This is a genomic window from Streptomyces sp. NPDC042364, assembly GCF_056437585.1.
On record NZ_JBWKAJ010000018.1, the window covers coordinates 83,936 to 100,797 of the forward strand.

General features: G+C 73.6%; 13 protein-coding genes. 9 read left to right on the forward strand and 4 right to left on the reverse strand.

The window, feature by feature from the left end:
- The first annotated feature begins 79 nt into the window (after positions 1-79).
- Positions 80-1,126: a MerR family transcriptional regulator gene (locus AC067N_RS29325; RefSeq protein ID WP_478681900.1), complete on the forward strand. Its 1,047-nt coding sequence runs from the start codon at positions 80-82 to the stop codon at positions 1,124-1,126.
- 81 nt (positions 1,127-1,207) lie between these two features.
- On the opposite strand, the gene AC067N_RS29330 is transcribed toward AC067N_RS29325, so the two are convergent.
- Positions 1,208-2,575 carry a cryptochrome/photolyase family protein gene (locus AC067N_RS29330; RefSeq protein WP_478681901.1) on the reverse strand — a complete coding sequence of 456 codons (1,368 nt, stop codon included), beginning with the start codon at positions 2,573-2,575 and terminating at the stop codon, positions 1,208-1,210.
- 106 nt (positions 2,576-2,681) lie between these two features.
- Entirely contained in the window at positions 2,682-4,211 is a 1,530-nt protein-coding gene (locus AC067N_RS29335) for an SDR family oxidoreductase (RefSeq protein ID WP_478681902.1), read from the reverse strand.
- Between the two features lie 155 nt (positions 4,212-4,366).
- Between AC067N_RS29335 and AC067N_RS29340 the strand changes: the two genes are divergently transcribed.
- Positions 4,367-4,864 (forward strand): MarR family winged helix-turn-helix transcriptional regulator, encoded by a 498-nt coding sequence (locus tag AC067N_RS29340; protein WP_478681970.1) that lies wholly within the window; start codon positions 4,367-4,369, stop codon positions 4,862-4,864.
- A 127-nt stretch (positions 4,865-4,991) separates the two neighbouring features.
- A complete protein-coding gene (locus tag AC067N_RS29345; RefSeq protein WP_478681903.1) occupies positions 4,992-7,079 on the forward strand; it encodes an MMPL family transporter in 2,088 nt (695 codons plus the stop codon).
- 363 nt (positions 7,080-7,442) lie between these two features.
- On the opposite strand, the gene AC067N_RS29350 is transcribed toward AC067N_RS29345, so the two are convergent.
- The gene (locus AC067N_RS29350; protein ID WP_478681904.1) at positions 7,443-8,114 is read right to left on the reverse strand and encodes a TetR/AcrR family transcriptional regulator; all 672 of its coding nucleotides are present in this window, start codon (positions 8,112-8,114) and stop codon (positions 7,443-7,445) included.
- Positions 8,115-8,270: 156 nt separating this feature from the next.
- Between AC067N_RS29350 and AC067N_RS29355 the strand changes: the two genes are divergently transcribed.
- From AC067N_RS29355 to mhpA, 5 genes are all read left to right on the forward strand, one after another.
- The gene (locus AC067N_RS29355; protein ID WP_478681905.1) at positions 8,271-9,224 is read left to right on the forward strand and encodes a fumarylacetoacetate hydrolase family protein; all 954 of its coding nucleotides are present in this window, start codon (positions 8,271-8,273) and stop codon (positions 9,222-9,224) included.
- A gap of 96 nt (positions 9,225-9,320) precedes the next feature.
- Positions 9,321-11,258: an acyl-CoA synthetase gene (locus tag AC067N_RS29360; RefSeq protein ID WP_478681906.1), complete on the forward strand. Its 1,938-nt coding sequence runs from the start codon at positions 9,321-9,323 to the stop codon at positions 11,256-11,258.
- Complete coding sequence (locus tag AC067N_RS29365; RefSeq protein WP_478681907.1) at positions 11,255-11,605, forward strand: DoxX family protein; 351 nt, start codon at positions 11,255-11,257, stop codon at positions 11,603-11,605. Before AC067N_RS29360 ends, AC067N_RS29365 begins: the two co-directional genes overlap by 4 nt.
- A gap of 387 nt (positions 11,606-11,992) precedes the next feature.
- Positions 11,993-13,150 carry a VOC family protein gene (locus AC067N_RS29370; protein WP_478681908.1) on the forward strand — a complete coding sequence of 386 codons (1,158 nt, stop codon included), beginning with the start codon at positions 11,993-11,995 and terminating at the stop codon, positions 13,148-13,150.
- A complete protein-coding gene (gene mhpA / locus AC067N_RS29375; protein WP_478681909.1) occupies positions 13,147-14,829 on the forward strand; it encodes a bifunctional 3-(3-hydroxy-phenyl)propionate/3-hydroxycinnamic acid hydroxylase MhpA in 1,683 nt (560 codons plus the stop codon). Before AC067N_RS29370 ends, mhpA begins: the two co-directional genes overlap by 4 nt.
- 264 nt (positions 14,830-15,093) lie before the next feature.
- Here the strand turns inward: mhpA and AC067N_RS29380 are convergent, their stop codons facing one another.
- Positions 15,094-15,546, reverse strand: a complete 453-nt coding sequence (locus AC067N_RS29380) for a hypothetical protein (protein WP_478681910.1) — start codon at positions 15,544-15,546, stop codon at positions 15,094-15,096.
- Between the two features lie 140 nt (positions 15,547-15,686).
- On the opposite strand from AC067N_RS29380, the gene AC067N_RS29385 reads away from it, so the two are divergent.
- A complete protein-coding gene (locus tag AC067N_RS29385) occupies positions 15,687-16,793 on the forward strand; it encodes a S8 family peptidase (RefSeq protein WP_478681911.1) in 1,107 nt (368 codons plus the stop codon).
- Positions 16,794-16,862: the final 69 nt, after the last annotated feature.

The following is a 16,862-nucleotide window of genomic DNA, read 5'->3' on the forward strand; positions in this document are numbered from 1 at the left end:
CGGTGCGGATGCCGTCATCGTGGGAGGCGGTACGGATGGCCCTCAACTCGCATCGCTTCTGCATCGTATAGTCGGTTCCATGGGTGTGTTCAGGGAGGAAACCCCCGTCGACGCAGGGCTCACCACCGGAGCCGTGGCGCGCAGGCTGGGCGTGTCGCCCACGACGCTGCGCTCCTGGGACCGCCGCTACGGCATCGGCCCCGCGGTCCGCCCCGACGGACGGCACCGGCGCTGGACCCCGCAGGACGTCGCGATGGTCGAGACGATGTGCCGCCTGACCTCCGCCGGGGTGCCGACGGCCGAGGCGGCACGTGCCGCGAAGAGGGGCGCGGAAGAGCAAGCCCCCGAGGAGTGGGAGGACGGCGGAGACCTGGACGAAGCGTTCAGCGGCGGTGTAAGAGTCCCCGACCCTGTGCGACCGCGGTCGACGGCCCCGCCCGCCCCGCCGATCCCGTCCGCCCCTCTCCCGCCGGCCGACGCGCGCCAGGAGTGCCGGGGGCTGGCTCGCGCCGCCGTACGACTCGACGCGCCCGCCGTGGAGGAGCGGCTGGCCGGGGTCGTCGAGCGGTACGGCGTCACGGTCGCCTGGCACGAGGTGATGGTGCCGACGCTGCACGCGGTGGGCCGCAAGTGGGAGTCGTCGGGCGACCGTTACGTCGAGGTCGAGCACCTGCTGTCGTGGCATGTCTCCACCACTCTGCGGCGCCACGCCCGGCCGCCCGTGCCCCGGCACGACACCGCCGTCCGGGATCCGGTGGTCCTCGCCTGTGTACCCGGCGAAGAGCACACCCTCCCGCTGGAGGCGCTCAACGCCGCCCTGGGCGAAGTGGGCCTGCCCACCCGGATGTTCGGTGCCGCCGTCCCGGCCGAGGCCCTCGTCGCGGCGGTCGACCGGCTGGGGCCGACCGCCGTCGTCCTGTGGGCGCAGGCCCGCTCCACGGCGAGCGTGCCCCTGGCCCGCCATGTCGCCGCCGCCCGCTGGGGCGTGAAGGGCGCCCGCCGGCGGCCCCTCGTCGTGCTGGGCGGCCCGGGCTGGCACGGACGCCCCTCTGAGGGCATGGTCCGTCCGTCGGGGCTCGGCGAGGCGGTGGAGGTGCTGACCGACCTGTACGGCCGGGACATCTGAGCCGCCGGCGCCGCGACGTCCTCGCCCGCTGACGCGGGACGGCCGGACGTCCGGGGCCCGGCGCGTCGTCCGGGACCCGGCCTACGGTGTCCCCGTGCGCCCCCGCAGGAATCGCTCCCGCCCCTCGGCGAGGTCGACGATCGGGTCCGGGTAGTCCAGCGCGGCACGGTCCAGGCCCCGGAGCTTCCACGGCTCGTGCACGGCCGGTCCGGCGACGTCCGCCAACTCCGGTACCCAGCGCCGTACGTACGCCCCGTCCGGGTCGTACCGCCTGGCCTGGGCGACCGGGTTGAGGACCCGGTTGGGGCGGGTGTCGGTGCCGGTCCCGGCCATCCACTGCCAGTTGAGCTGGTTGTTGGCCACGTCCCCGTCGACCAGCAGGTCCAGGAAGTGCCGGGCGCCGACCCGCCAGTCGACATACAGCGTCTTGGTGAGGAAGCTCGCGGTGAGGAGCCGGCCCCGGTTGTGCATCCAGCCCTCGTGGAGGAGCTGCCGCATGGCCGCGTCCACCACGGGGTAGCCCGTGCGGCCCTCCCGCCACGCCCGGACCTCCTCCGGTGCCGACCGCCAGCGGTCGTGCTTGGCCCGGTAGTCCACGGCAGCCGCCGCGGGCCGGGCCGCCAGCACCTGACGGTGGAAGTCCCGCCACGCCAGCTGCCGTACGAACGCCTCCGCGCCCGGACCGCCCGTCCGGCGGGCCCGGTGCACCAGCTCGACGGGGGAGAGGGTGCCGAAGTGCAGATGGGGCGAGAGCCGGGAGGTCGCGTCGCCCGCCAGGTCGTCGTGGCGGTCCTCGTACCCGGCGATGCCCGACCGCAGCCAGGCGGCAAGCCGTGCGCGGCCCTCCGTCTCACCGCCGGCCGCCAGCCCCGGCGAAAGCCCGGACAGTCCGTCGCGCGCCGGGAGCCGCTCCGAGCCGACCCCGTCCGGCACCCGCACGGTGCGCGGCGCGGCCAGCGGGTCGCGCAGCCGCCGCCGCGACCAGTGCCCGAAATACGGTGTGAAGACCGCGAAGTGGTCCGAGGAGGCGGGCGAGACCGCGCCGGGGTCCACGGCGGACATCACCGTGTCGTGCACGTGCAGACGTACACCTTCCCCCTCCAGCGCGCGCCGCAGCCGCTCCTCACGACGCCGTGCGTAGGCGCTCACGTCGGCCGCCACATGCACCTCGTCGGCGTCCGCCTCGGCGGCCACCTTGCACACCTGCTCCACCACGTCCCCGGAGCGCACCACGAGGCGGCCGCCCCGCTCCCGCAGCCCGGAGTCGAGATCCCGCAGGCAGTCGGCGAGGAACGCCAGCCGGTTGGGCACGGCGAAGCCGCCTTCCGCCACGGCCCGGTCCCGTACGAACAGCGGGACCACCTCGCGCGCCCCCTGCAGGGCGGCGCGCAGCGGCGGGTGGTCGTGCAGACGCAGATCGGCGGTGAACAGGACGACCGAGACGTTCATGAGGGGACTCCGGGGGCGAGAAAACGGATCACCTGCTGCTTCCGGGAAGCGGCGTCCGGTGGATGCGCACGGCGGGGGCCCGTGACCGGCGACCTCCCGGTGCACGTCATGGCGCGGGCGCCCGCTCCCCAGCACGGGCGGCGGCGTCCGACACCGCGGCCCGTGCGATGTTGCGGGCCATGCCGCCGAAGACGACGGAGTGGAAGGGGGCGACGCTCCACCAGTACGCGTGACCGAGCAGCCCGTGCGGATGGAACAGCGCGCGCTGGCGGAACACCGTACGGCCGGCGTCGTCGGTGTCCGCGTACATCTCCAGCCACGCCAGACCCGGCAGCCGCATCTCGGCCCGCAGCCGCAGCAGCCGCCCCCGCTCGATCTCCTCGACCCGCCAGAAGTCCAGCGAGTCGCCCACCCGCAGCCGGGAGGCGTCCCGGCGGCCACGGCGCAGACCCACCCCGCCCGCCAGCCGGTCGAGCCAGCCCCGTACCGCCCAGGCGAGCGGGAAGGAGTACCAGCCGTTGTCGCCGCCGATGCCCTCGATGACCCGCCACAGGGAAGCGCGCGGGGCGTCCACGCACAGCTCGCGCCGGTCCGTGTAGAGGCTGCCGCCCGCCCAGTCGGGGTCGGTGGGCAGTGGATCGCTGGGCGCGCCGGGCAGGGAGGCGGACGACCAGCGGGTGGCCACCCGGGCCTCGCGGACGCGCCGCAGGGCGAGCCGCACCGCCTCGTCGAAGCCGATCGGATGACCGGGCGGATCGGGCACATAGCGTGCGATGTCGTGCTCGCGGCAGACCACCTCGTGCCGCAGCGACTCCGTGAGCGGCCGGGCGATGGAGGCGGGCACGGGCGTCACCAGCCCGACCCAGTGACTCGACAGGCCGGGGGTGAGCACCGGCACGGACAGGATGAGCCGGGGCGGCAGGCCCGCGACGTCCGCGTACCGGACCATCATCTCGCGGTACGTCAGGACGTCAGGGCCGCCGATGTCGAAGGTCCGGCTGACGTCGTCCGGCAACCGGGCACAGCCCACGAGCGTGCGCAGCACGTCCCGGACGGCGACGGGCTGGATCCGGGTGTGCACCCAGCTAGGGGTCACCATCACCGGCAGCCGTTCGGTCAGGTAGCGCAGCATCTCGAAGGAGGCCGACCCGGAGCCGATGACGACCGCTGCCCGCAGCACGGCCGTGGGCACACCGCAGTCCAGCAGGATGCGGCCGACCTCGGCGCGGGACCGCAGATGCGGCGACAGCTCCCTCTCGGGCACGCCATGCGGGGTGAGACCGCCCAGATAGACGAGCCGGCGAACGCCCGCGGCGCGCGCCTGCTCCCCGAAGATCCGTGCGGCCCGCCGGTCCGTCTCCTCGAAGTCGTCGCCCGTGCCCAGCGCGTGCACCAGGTAGTAGCCGACGTCGACACCCCGCATCGCCCGGGCGACCGACTCGGCGTCGGTCACGTCCCCGCGGACCACCTCGACCGATCCGGCCCACGGATGGTCCCGAAGCCGTTCCGGGGAGCGGGCGAGACAGCGCACCCGCAGGCCCGCCTCCAGCAGTTCCGGTACGAGCCGGCCGCCGATGTACCCGGTCGCACCGGTCACCAGGCACAGCGGTCCGGCGTCGCGCTCTCGTCCCCTCATCGGTTCCTCGGTCCTCCGCGTGGCCGCCCCCGCCATCTTCCCCCGGGCATCACTTCCCCCGCAGGGCCGGTCCCGGATGCACCGGCGGTCAGGCGCCGCGCGATCGAGTGATCCGTACGGCGCCGTACGGCGACTACCCTTGCCGCGTGGCCACAGTGAACGACCCGCAACGGCGGACGGGGGACGGGGAGTCGGGCCCCGCCGCGGCGGTGACCGATCTGCAAGCCTTCGCGGTCGCCCTGCGCCGGATGAACGGCGAGATCAACAGGCTTGTGCACGCGTTCGCGGGTGACCACGGACTCCACGCGACCGACGTCCAGGCGCTCGCGGCGATCCTCGACGCCGACGCGCCCATGACCCCCAAACGCCTGCGTGAACACCTCGGGCTGACCTCCGGCGCGGTCACCGCCTGTGTGGACCGGCTGGAGCGTGCCGGACACGTGCGGCGCGTCCGGGAGAGCGCGGACCGCCGGGTGGTCCACCTGTACTACGCGGCCGACGCGCGTTCGGCGGCCCGCACCTATTTCCGGCCCTTGGCGGAGGCCACCGAGGCGGCCCGTTCCCGCTTCACCGGCGAGGAACTGGCCGTGGTGCTGCGCTTCCTCGCGGCGTTGAACGACGAGCTGGGCGCGGGCGCCGACCGTCACCGCTGATGTGAGCGGGGTGCATCCGCGGGCCGGGTGACGGCAGAAGTCCGGGCGACGTCTATGATCCCCGTCCAACAAGTTCAATCATTGAGATTGTTTTTCGTTGAGTCATTTTCCTCCCGCCTGGAGCAGCATGTCCACCACACCCCGACGCGCCCGTCGGCTCGTCCCGTTCCTGCTGATCGCCGTCTGGCTCGTCGTGGGAGGCGTCCTCGGCCCCTACGCCGGGCGCCTCGGCGAGGTCGCCACCAACGACCAGGCCGCGTTCCTGCCGCGCAGCGCCGAGTCCACCGAGGTCATAGCCGCTCAGCGGGCCTTCCGGCAGGACGAGATCCTCCCGGTGATCGTCGTGTGGACAGGCGAGGACATGCCCCAGCGCCGGGCCGCCGCCGACCGGGCACTCGTGTCCCTCGCCGGCACCCCCGGCCTGGCGGGACGGGTCTCACCCGCCCTGCTCTCCGACGACCGGGAGGCCCTCCAGGGCGTGGTCCCGCTGCGGCCCGACCTCGGCGACGACCTGGCCGGCACCCTCGACCGGATCCGGGCCGCCGCCGAACGCGTCCCCGGCACCACCGTGCAACTGGCGGGCCCCGCGGCGAGCCAGGCGGACCTGTCGGACGCCTTCGCCGGCATCGACGGTCTGCTGCTCGCCGTCGCGCTCCTCACCGTGCTGGTGATCCTGCTGCTCGTCTACCGCAGCGTCCTGCTGCCGCTGCTGATCATCCTCGGCGCCGTGTTCGCCCTCGGTCTCGCCTGCGCCGTCGTGTACGCCCTCGCCGACCGGGGAGTCGTCCGCGTCGACGGGCAGGTCCAGGGCATCCTCTCCATCCTCGTCATCGGCGCGGCCACCGACTACGCGCTCCTCCTCACCGCCCGCTTCCGCGAGGAACTCGCCGCCCGCACCGACCGGTTCACGGCGATGCGCGAGGCCCTGCGGCAGTCGTGGGGCGCGATCGTGGCGAGTGCCGCGACCGTCGCGCTGGGCCTGCTCGCCCTGCTGCTCAGCGATCTCACCAACAACCGGGCGCTCGGACCGGTCGGCGCCATCGGCATCGGATGCGCCGTCCTCGCCACGCTCACGTTCCTGCCCGCCGTCCTCGTCGCGCTGGGCCGCGCCGCCTACTGGCCCGCCAAGCCCGGCGCCCGGCCCGCGTCCGCGTCCAGTGGTGAGGGTGTGTGGCGGCGCGTCGCCGCCCTCGTCGACCGGGCGCCGCGCCGGGTCTGGGCGGTGACCCTGGCCGCCCTGCTCGTCGGCGCCGCCTTCGCGCCGACGCTCACCTCCAAGGGGGTCCCGCTCGACGAGACCTTCGTGAACGACGCCCCGTCCGTCGCCGCCCAGCAGACCCTCGGTGACCACTTCCCCGGCGGCTCGGGCAACCCCGCCGTGGTCATCGCGGATGCGGACCGTCTGGACCGGGTCCTCACGGTGGCCCGCGACACCGACGGGGTCGCCTCGGCGGCGGCCGTCAGCCGGTCCGGGCGACCAGGCGGCGAGTCACTGGTCGTCGACGGACGCGTCCGGGTCGACGTCACCCTCGCGGCCGCGGCGGACAGCGACGCCGCGAAGGAGACGGTGGCGCGGCTGCGCGCAGGCCTGCACGACGTGCCCGGCGCGGACGCCCTCGTCGGCGGCTACACCGCCCAGCAGTACGACACCCTGCGCACCGCCGAACGCGACCGCACACTGATCGTCCCGGTCGTCCTCGCCGTCATCCTCCTCATCCTTGTCGGCCTGCTGCGTTCCCTGCTGCTGCCCGTGCTGCTGGTCGCCACGGTGGCCCTGAACTTCCTCGCCACGCTGGGCGTCTCCGCGCTCGTCTTCCAGCACGTCCTCGGGTTCACCGGCACCGACCCGTCCGTGCCCCTGTACGGCTTCGTGTTCCTGGTCGCGCTGGGCGTGGACTACAACATCTTCCTGATGTCCCGGGTCCGCGAGGAGTCCCTGCGGCACGGCGTGCGCGAGGGCGTGCTGCGCGGGCTGGTCACCACGGGCGGCGTCATCACCTCGGCGGGCGTCGTGCTCGCCGCGACCTTCGCCGCGCTGGGTGTCATCCCGCTGGCCTTCCTCGCCCAGATCGCCTTCATCGTCGCCTTCGGCGTCCTCCTCGACACCCTCGTGGTGCGTTCGCTGCTGGTGCCGGCCCTGGTCCGGGACATCGGGGAACGCGCGTGGTGGCCGAGCCGCATCGGCCGCGGTGTCACCCCGGCGGACGGCGGCTGAGGCGGGCGCCGGCGCGACATGGGCCGGCCGGGGCGGGCGCCGCGCGGGGAAAGACGGCCACCGCCCGGGGCGGGCGCGGGGGTGCGGGCAGGACCGTCGGGGTCGTGCTCGAGTCCGCGCGCCCCGGCTTCCCGGCCCGGCGCGCGAAGGTTCCGCGCGGATCCCGGTCGGCCCGCCGACCGCTCCCACGCGATGCCCTGGGAGCACCGGCAGCGTTGGGGCCCGGTCGTCGGCGCCCGGGCCGGTACGTGTGCTCCCCACCGCCGCTCCAGCGGATCGCCACGACGCTGGAGTATCCGAGCGGAGTGTGGCTCCAGGCCCTTTCGCCACCGGCTGCCCGCTCATCGGACGCAAGGGCGGACATCAGGTCCGGGGCAGCGAGGGCAGCGGACGGGTGGCGATGTCCTCCGCCTCGGCGCGCGTCATGCCGAACATGCGCAGCAGGCGGAAGGCCAGTTGGTCGGAGACGCGCTCGGCATCCAGGTCCGGGCGCGTCTCCAGCAGGTGGAGCACGGCGAGCAGGGCGCCGCCGACCATGGCCACGGAGGTGTGCGGGGCGTCGATGTCCAGCCGTCCGCCGTCCGCGGCGGCGCGCAGATCCCGCATCGCCCGGGGAGCCAACCCACTGTCCGAGGACAGATAGGCCGTGCCCGTTCGGACGAGGATCCTGGCGATCTGCGGATGGGTGCGCTGCAGCCGCCCCGTCAGGCGGACACTGGCGGCGAAGATCTCCGCGGGGTCCTCAAGGTCTCCCACCACGGAATCCAGGAGTGAGCCGTGTTCCTCCAGGGTGAGGGCGACGGCGGCGTCGAACAGCTCGTCCTTGCTGGTGAAGTGGTTGTAGAAGGACCCGAAGCCGACGTCCGCGGCCTCGGTGATCTCCTGGATGCTCACCTCGGTCCTCCCCTGTTCGGCGAGGAACCCCTGTGCGGCGGCGATCAGCGCGGCCCGGGTGCGGGCCTTGCGCCGTTCCAGGCGATTGGGCGCGCCGCTGGGCGCCCGGCTGTCTGCCTTGCCACGTCGGTCGGTGCTCATCCCTCCAGCATATCTGAGAGATCAGTTCTGATGATGTCATCAGTACTGATGATTGTTGACGCTTGTGTCATCGAGGTTGATGCTCTCATCAGTACTGACCGGAGCCGCCCGGCGAAGGCGGTCCGGTCGACGCATGTCCAGGACTCAGGAGAGCCGATGAGTATCCAGGTCGTCCGCACGGAAGACGGCTGGTGGGTGGAGAGCGGCACAGGCCGTCTGCACCGCGTCGACACCGACGCCGACACCACAGCCCGGCTGCTCGCCGACCGTTCCGCCGTGCAGCGGGCGGCTGCCCGCGCCGCGGCCGACCCCGACGCCGGGCCCTCCGCGAGGGAAGCGGAGTTGCTGTCGCCCGTCACCACTCCCTGCCGCGTGGTGGCTCAGATGGTCAACTACCGCTCCCACGCGGTGGATTCCGGGTTCGACCCGGACACCGTCCCGCCCGCGTTCTTCCGCAAGGCGTCCGGGTCCGTCAGCGGCCCGTACCAGGACATCGTGCGTCCGCGGCATGTGCGCTTCCTGGACTACGAGGTCGAGCTCGGGCTGGTGATGGGCGCCGAGCTGCCGCTGGGGACCGAGGTCACCGACACCACCCTGTCCCGGTACGTCGCAGCGCTGGTCGTCGCCGACGACGTCAGCGCGCGGGACCTGCAGCTGCCCAAGACGCAGTTCTACGAGTCCAAGTCGTATCCCACCTTCACCCCGCTGGGCCCCCGACTGCTGCTGGTCGACGCGGACGATCTGGTTCGCCTGCCGGACCTGCGGCTCATGCTGAAGGTCAACGGCGCCACCCGGCAGGACCACAAGGCCACGAACATGATCGTCCGTCCCGCGCCCGCCCTCACCCTGCTGACCCGTTTCCAGACCCTCCAGCCCGGTGACGTCCTGCTCACCGGAACCCCGGGAGGCACCGCCCTGAGATCCCCCGGCAGGCTCCTGACCACGCTCGCCGCCCTGCTGCCCCCGCACAGGCGCTGGCAGAAGTTCTTCGCCGGCCAGGAGAAGAACGCCGACTACCTGAAGGACGGTGACGTCGTCACGGCCCGCATCGCCACCGACGACGGCGTACTCGATCTCGGCGAGCAGCGCACGGTCGTGCGTGCCCGCTGACGACTCCCGGGACCCCCGCCCGGGACCGGCCGGCCCGGCATCCCCGTACCGGGCCGGCCATCTGCACCCCTCCCTCACCCCCGCAAAGGCGCACCGGTGACACTCACCCCTGATGACCTGCTGTGGCCGGCACCCGAGACCATCGCGGACGTGTCCGCGATCGAGGCCGTGCCGCTCTCTGAGCGCGGCCTGCCCGCCACCACGTACGACACCCTGCTACGTGCCGCCCGGCTGTGGCCCGACCGCCCGGCCCTGACGGTGCTGCCCGACGCCACGCGCTTCCTGCGCCCCGCCACCGCCACCTTCGCGCAGCTGCGCGACCAGGTGCACCGCACCGCCAACCTGCTGCGCTCTCTCGGCGTCACCCGCCGCGACGCCGTGGGGCTGCTCTCTCCGAACTCCGCGGAGCTTCCCGCCGCCCTGCTCGCCGCGCAGGCCGCGGGTGTCGCCGCCCCGGTCAACCCGGGCCTGGCGCCCGAGCACGTCGTGCAGCTGCTGCGGCGCGGCGGGGCACGGGTGCTCATCGCCGCCGGCCCGCAGCTGGACGCGCAGGTGTGGGCCACGGCCCGGCAGGTCGCCGCGGACCTGCGTCTGGACGCGCTGCTGGCCCTGGCCCCCACCCTGACCGAGGGCCCCGTCCCGCCCCTGGAGCCCGTCCAGGGGGTACGCGTGGGCTACCTCGCGGAGCTGGCCGCCTCCCATCCCGCCGACCGGCTGGTGGACATGGAGGCCCCGGCCGCCGACGACCTGGCCGCCTACTTCCACACCGGCGGCACCACGGGTACGCCCAAGCTCGCCGCGCACACGCACGCCAACGAGGTCGTCGACGCCTGGACGGTGGCGGCGAGCATCCCGCTGGACGAGGACGGTGTGATGTTCGCGGCGCTGCCGCTGTTCCACGTCAACGCCCTGATCGTCACCCTGCTCGGCCCGCTGCTGCGCGGCCGGGGAGTGGTGTGGGCCGGGCCGCTGGGCTACCGAGATCCCCAGCTGTATCCGGTGTTCTGGAAGCTGGTGGAGCACTACCGCATCGCCGCCATGTCGGCGGTGCCCACCGTGTACTCGGTCCTCGCCCATGTCCCCGTCGACGCGGACGTCTCCAGCATGCGGTTCGCCGCCGTCGGCGCCTCGCCGCTGCCGTCCGCAGTACGGAAGTCCTTCGAGGAGCACACCGGCATTCCGCTGTGCGAGGGGTACGGGCTGACCGAGGCGACCTGCGCCTCCGCCCTCGGCCTGCCCGGTCGCACCCGTCCCGGCAGCGTCGGCCGACGCCTGCCCTACCAGCAGGCCAAGACCGTGCGGATCGACTCGGACACCGGTGAGTGGCACGACCTGCCGCCGGGCGCCACCGGGGTGCTCGTCATCCGAGGCCCCGTCGTCTTCGCCGGCTACGTGGCCGGGCACACCGCCCAAGGACCGCGCCTGGACACCGCGGGGAAGATCCGCGACGGCTGGCTGGACACGGGCGACCTGGCCCGTATCGACGCCGACGGCTTCATCCATCTCGCCGGCCGCGCCAAGGACCTGATCATCCGCGGCGGCCACAACATCGACCCGGCCGCCATCGAGGACGCCCTTCTCGCCCACCCCGGCGTCACCGCCGCCGCGGCGGTCGGCCGTCCCGACCCGCACGCCGGTGAGGTGCCCGTCGCCTACGTCACCCTCGCCGCCGACGCCCGCGTGGACCCTGGCGACTTGCTCAACTGGGCCACCGAACGGGTCCCCGAACGCGCCGCCGCACCGCGTGAGGTGCTCGTGATCGACGCCATCCCGCTGACGGCCGTCGGAAAGCCCTACAAGCTGGGCCTGCGCCTTGACGCCACCCGCCGCGCGGTCCACGCCGAACTGGTCGCCCAGGGCGCGGGCTGCGACCCGGAGCGCATTGTGTGCCGGCCGCACGACGGCGGTGTCCGTGTCACGGTGCCCGCCCCCGCCGACGAGGCAGTACGACGCAGGGCCACCGCAGCCCTTGACCGGTACGTCCTGCACTGGCAGTACGCCCCCGGTGAGCCATCCGAGGGAGAAGCCCCATGAGCACCGCCGTCATCGTCCTCACCACCCTCCTCGCCGGGATGTTCCTCCCGCTGGGAGCGGCCAAGGTCGCGGCGGTCCCCGCGATGCGCAAGGCCGCGGCACACGTCGGCGCGACCACCACCCACTACCGCCTGCTGGGCGCTGTGGAGGTGGCGGCAGCGGCCGGTCTGCTGCTCGGCCTGCGGATCACCCCGCTCGGTGCCGCCGCATCGCTCGGCCTGATCCTGCTCATGGCCGGAGCCGTCGTGGTCCACCTGCGCAGCGGCGATACGGCCGTCCGGTGCCTGCCGGCCGTGGTCGTCGGTGCCCTGGCCGGGGCCCATCTCCTCGCGCTGACCGGCGGCTAGCCGGCCACACACCCCAAGGAGTGCCCGTGACCGACATCGACCTCCTCGAAGGCGGTCACCCCGACCCGCGCTCCCACTGGACCCCCGCCCGCGCAACACACCGCCAACACCGCCAAGGCGCCCGCCCCCGTGCGCCCCGACCGCTTCCTCGGCGGGCGCGCCGAGGGCGCGGCCACCGACAGGCCACCGACCCCTCACCACCCCGCCGGCCTGCTCGCACGCCAGGAACCCCTCACCTGCCGTGCCCCCGGCCTGCCGATCGACGCCGCAGCCCAAGGGCCGCAGCCCAAGGGCCGGCCACCAGACCCACCCACGACTCGCCGCCGGGGCACGGCGGCACCCGCGCCCACCCTGGCGGCAGCCGTGGAGGCCACAGGAAGGACCCCCGTGAACGACCCGACACCCACCCCCACTCCCGTCCCCACCGCCGACGCCCATCAGGGCCTGCACAGCGAACAGGGCGCCCTGCGCGGTGAGCACCCCGGCCGCGCCGCCCAGCCCGTCATCAAGGTGGTCGACCTGGCCTGGCTGGAGTTCACCAAGCCCGACCTGGACCGTGCCGAGACCTTCGCCCACGACTTCGGGTTCACCACCACCGCCCGGACCGATGACGTCCTGCACCTGCGCGGCGCCATGGCCGGACCTCACTGCCTGGTGATCCGGCGCGGCCCCTACTCCCGGTTCGTCGGTCCCGCCTTCCGGGCCGCCGACGCCGCCGACCTGGACCGGCTGGCCCGCGCCACCGGCCACCAGGTCCGCCCCCTGACCGAGTACGGCCAAGGCCGCACCGTGGATCTGCTCGATCCCTCCGGCATCCCGGTCCGTGTGGTGCACGGCGTCACCGAGCAGCCCGCGCGACCGCTGCGGCAGCCCCTGCTCCTCAACACCGGCACCACCGCCGCAGCCGCGCGTGTCAACGCCACCCAGCGCCCGCCGCGCGAACCCTCCCAGGTGCAGCGCCTGGGCCACCTGGTGCTCTCCACCCGGGTCTTCCGGCGAGCCCTGGACTGGTACCTGCAGCACCTCGGCCTGATCGTCAGCGACTTCCTCTACCTGGACGGCCAGCGCGAGCGCGGCCCCACCATGGCCTTCATCCGCTGCGACCGCGGCAGCGAACCCGCAGACCACCACACCCTGGCCATGCACCTGGGACCCGACACGGGATACGTCCACTCCGCCTACCAGGTCGCCGACCTCGACGCCCTCGCCGCGGGCGGCGCGTACCTGCGCGAGCGCGGCTACCACCACTCCTGGGGCATCGGCCGGCACATCCAGGGCAGCCAGATCTTCGACTACTGGCGTGACCCCGACCGCTTCATGCTGGAGCACTACGCCGACGGCGACGTCTTCGACAACACACTCGAACCCGGCTGGGCCGCGATGTCCGCCTCCGGCCTCGCCCAGTGGGGCCCGCCCGCCACCCGGGACTTCCTCGGCACCACCCCGTCGCCCGGGGCGCTCCTGCGGGCGATCTCCGCGCTGCGCGAGGACAACGAAATCGACCGCGCCCGTCTGCTGGGCCTGATGAAAGCCCTGAGCAAGTGACCTCATCCCTGCCCGAGCACGTGCCCGTCGTGGTGATCGGCGGCGGCCCCACCGGGCTGACCGCCGCCACCCTGCTCGCCCGCCAGGGCATGCCCGCCCTGGTCCTGGAGCGCCACCGCGCCCCGTATCCGCTGCCGCGGGCGGTCCATCTCGACGACGAGGTGCACCGCATCCTCCAGGCCATGGGCGTCCACGAGACGTTCGCCGCCATCGCGCGGCCCGCGCGGGGGATGCGGCTGCTGGACGGCTCCCACCGGGTCCTGGCCGAGTTCCGCCGCGACAATCCGTGCGGCCGGTACGGCTTTCCCGAAGCCAACATGTTCGACCAGCCCGACCTCGAACAACTGCTCAGGGACAACCTCGCGAAACACCCCGCGCTCACCCTGCGCGAAGGCATGGAGGTCACCGCCGTGACCCCGTCCCGCAACGGCGGCGCTCCGGTGCTGGTGACCATCCGGGACGTGGAAACCGGCGTCACCCGCACGCTCCTGGCCGACGCCGTCCTGGGGTGCGACGGCGCCGGCAGCCTGGTCCGCGCCGCCATCGGCTCCCGGATGACGGACCTCGCCTCCCCTCAGCGGTGGCTCGTCGTCGACATCCGCTGCCGCCTGCCACTGCCCGCCTGGGACGGCGTCCACCAGATCTGCGACCCGCGACGGGCGGCCACGTACATGCGGGTCGGTGAGGACCGCTACCGCTGGGAGTTCCGCCTGCGCACCGGCGAGCAACCGGAGGAGCTGACCGACCGCGCGCGTCTGCTCGCGCTGACCGCGCCCTGGACCCGGGGCATCCCCGAGGACGAACTGCAAGTCCTGCGCACCGCCGCCTACACCTTCCGCGCCCAGGTCGCCGACCGCTGGCGACAGGGCCGCGTCTTCCTGCTCGGTGACGCCGCACACCTCACACCACCCTTCATCGGGCAGGGAATGGGCGCGGGGATGCGCGACGCCCACAACCTCGCCTGGAAGCTCGCCCGAGTGCTCACCGGCCGGGCGAACGAGGCCCTGCTCGACACCTACGAGACAGAACGCCAACGCCACGCACGGCAGTTGATCCGCACCGCCGTGGCCGTCGGCGCGGTCATGACCGGCGGCGGAACGGGCACGGCACTGATCCGCAACGCTGTCCTTCCCGTTCTCTCCCGACTGCCGGGCGCCTCTTCTCTCGTACTGTCCGCTGTCAGCCCGCCGCTGACACAGGGCTCCCTGGCCGGCTCGCGCCGCCCGGGCCACCCGCGGCCCGGGACGCTGTGCCCCCAGCCGCTGCTCCGCGACACCGACGGCACCCCGCGCCGGCTGGACGACCTGCTGGGCGGAGACTTCGCGGTCCTGGCGACCGCACCGCTCAGCCCGGCGCTGCACGCGTTGACCCGGGCACTGGACGCCCGCGTCATCCCTCTGTACGACCCCCGGCGACGGCCAGGCGCGGGCGATGCCGAGCACCGTGCCGAGACCGATCCGGGCACCAGCGCCCTGGTCCGCTGGATGGGCACCGCGGGCGCCGTCCTGCTCCGCCCGGACCGCGTCGTTCTCGCCACGGCGGCCCGGCCCAGCCACCCCGGCACGGCGTGCGGAGACGACCTGGCGGCCGCCTCGGCGGCATGGGCACCCCTGCTGTGCGGCAGCCGCGGCGGGCGCGCGGCAGGGGGCACCGAGCCCGTGGGCACGGAGCCTCGGTGACGGCGGCCGAGTCCGAGTAGCGGGGGAGTCCGCGTCACTTCCGGAGACCGGGTCGTCTCCCTCACCGTCCCGGCGGGCACCGAAGGGAGGGCACGTGCCCGCCCGCCCAGTCTTCGGCGATCGCGACGCGGTGCCGGAGGCTGTACGGATCGCCTTGCGCCAGGGCGCGAGCAACTCGGTGGGGCGCCGCTTGCCCCGTGCCCCACCGCCTTGTCACCCCAGCGGATGGCGATTCCACGGTGCGAAGAGGGCCCCGCCGGACCGTCAGAAACTCCAGCTGTAGACGCCACCACCCGTGCTCACCGCCGTCGCCGCGAGCCCGGCGACTCCCTGCAGGACGGCGAGAAGATCGTCGTCGGTCATATCGTCTCCGTCGGCGGATCTGAGCCTCATGGCCCAGCGGTCTGCGAGCTCCGCCAGCTCGGCGCGGCCCGCGTTCGCCAGCGCCCGGGTCAGCCGCTGCGGCAGAGCGAACACCTCGACACCGTCGTTCAAAGGGGGAGTGACCCACTGCGGCCACGGCCACGCGAGGAGCCGCTCGAGCGGCGGGGCCTCGGCCGAGGGTTCCTCGAAGTAGTTGTCCCACTCGGCGATGGCACTGTCCGGCTCGATGAAACGGCAGGTCACGGAGTCGAAGGCGCGACCGGGCCCTCCCAACCATGTTGCAGCGGCGGTCTCGTCGTCGGGAGCGAGGAAGAACACTATGTCGTGGGCCATCGCCGCATGATGGCAGCCCGCCCCACGGGGGCTCTCTCCTGATGCTTCATCCCGGACCGGGCCCGGTGGGGCCGGAACCGCCTGCCCTCCGCCGTCGTCTTGTGCGCTGACCGTGTACCAAGAGGACCTCGGGGGATGTTGTGGCGCGGAACGCGACGAAGGCCGGTCTCGTGGCGGTGGCCATGGTGACGCTGCTCGGGGCCTCGGCCTGCGCTGGTGACGCCGGTGCGGTGGGCGCGGAAAGCCGCGGGACGCTTCCCGCGCACGGGGCGGGGGAGTCCCCGGCGCCCTCCGGGGGCGGGGCGACATCTCCCGACGCAGTGGGCAAGGCGTCCGGGCTCGCGAGGGCCGGGGCGTCGGCCATCACCCGGAAGGCGCCGTGGAACCTGGACATCCTGGACCAGCGCTCGCGGCCGCTGAACGGCAGGTTCACCACGACCGCCACCGGCAAGGGCGTTCACGTCTATGTGATCGACACGGGGATGGACGTCGCCCACAAGGAGTTCGGCGGTCGCGCGCGCCTGGGCGCCGACTTCGTGGGGCCTGAGGACTCCGGTGACTGCTTCGGCGAAACGGGGGTCGGCCACGGCACGTTCGTCGCGGGCGTCATCGGCGGAGCGAAGTACGGCGTGGCTCCCCAGGCGAAGCTCGTACGGGTCCAGGGCGTCCTCTGCGAGAGCGGGGGCGGCGGCTCTCGGGCACAGGCCGAGGCGGCCGTGGTGAAGTCGGTCAAGTGGGTCACCGCCCATGCCCGAAGGCCCGCGGTGGTCAACATGTCGCTCAACTCCCGCCGCCGGTCGGCCGCCGTGGACTCCGCGGTGAAGAAGATGGTGGCCGCGGGGATCCCCACGGTGGTGTCGGCCGGCAACTTCAACGACGACGCCTGCAAGCACTCCCCGGCCGGCGTCCCGGGCACGATAGTCGTAGCGGCCTCCACGTCGAAGGACCGGGTGTGGAGCGACACCGAGGCCTACGGCTCGGGCTACGGACGGTGCGTGGACCTGTACGCCCCCGGCCAGAAGGTCACCTCCGCCCTCGCCGGCGGCGGTACGTTCACGGAGAACGCCGGCGCGACGTCCTGGGCCGCGCCGCACGCGACCGGCGTGATCGCGCTGTACCTGTCGGCACACCCCCACGCCACGGCCAGGGAGGTCCACGTCTGGCTCGACCGTACGGCCACCCGCGGTGTCGTGCGCGGCGTCCGCTCCGACACTCCCAACCGACTGCTCAACACCGGCGGCATCTGATCCGACCCAGTCGTCCCGGTCACCACGTGCTACCTGGAAGGCGCGGCGGGGCCGAATCCGGTGCCGCCG

Coding starts and splice junctions, on each gene's coding strand:
- AC067N_RS29380 (WP_478681910.1), bottom strand. CDS start 15,546: ATGGCCCACGACATAGTGTTCTTCCTCGCTCCCGACGACGAGACCGCC.
- AC067N_RS29345 (WP_478681903.1), top strand. CDS start 4,992: ATGTCCACCACACCCCGACGCGCCCGTCGGCTCGTCCCGTTCCTGCTG.
- AC067N_RS29330 (WP_478681901.1), bottom strand. CDS start 2,575: ATGAACGTCTCGGTCGTCCTGTTCACCGCCGATCTGCGTCTGCACGAC.
- AC067N_RS29325 (WP_478681900.1), top strand. CDS start 80: ATGGGTGTGTTCAGGGAGGAAACCCCCGTCGACGCAGGGCTCACCACC.
- AC067N_RS29365 (WP_478681907.1), top strand. CDS start 11,255: ATGAGCACCGCCGTCATCGTCCTCACCACCCTCCTCGCCGGGATGTTC.
- AC067N_RS29335 (WP_478681902.1), bottom strand. CDS start 4,211: ATGAGGGGACGAGAGCGCGACGCCGGACCGCTGTGCCTGGTGACCGGT.
- AC067N_RS29355 (WP_478681905.1), top strand. CDS start 8,271: ATGAGTATCCAGGTCGTCCGCACGGAAGACGGCTGGTGGGTGGAGAGC.
- AC067N_RS29350 (WP_478681904.1), bottom strand. CDS start 8,114: ATGAGCACCGACCGACGTGGCAAGGCAGACAGCCGGGCGCCCAGCGGC.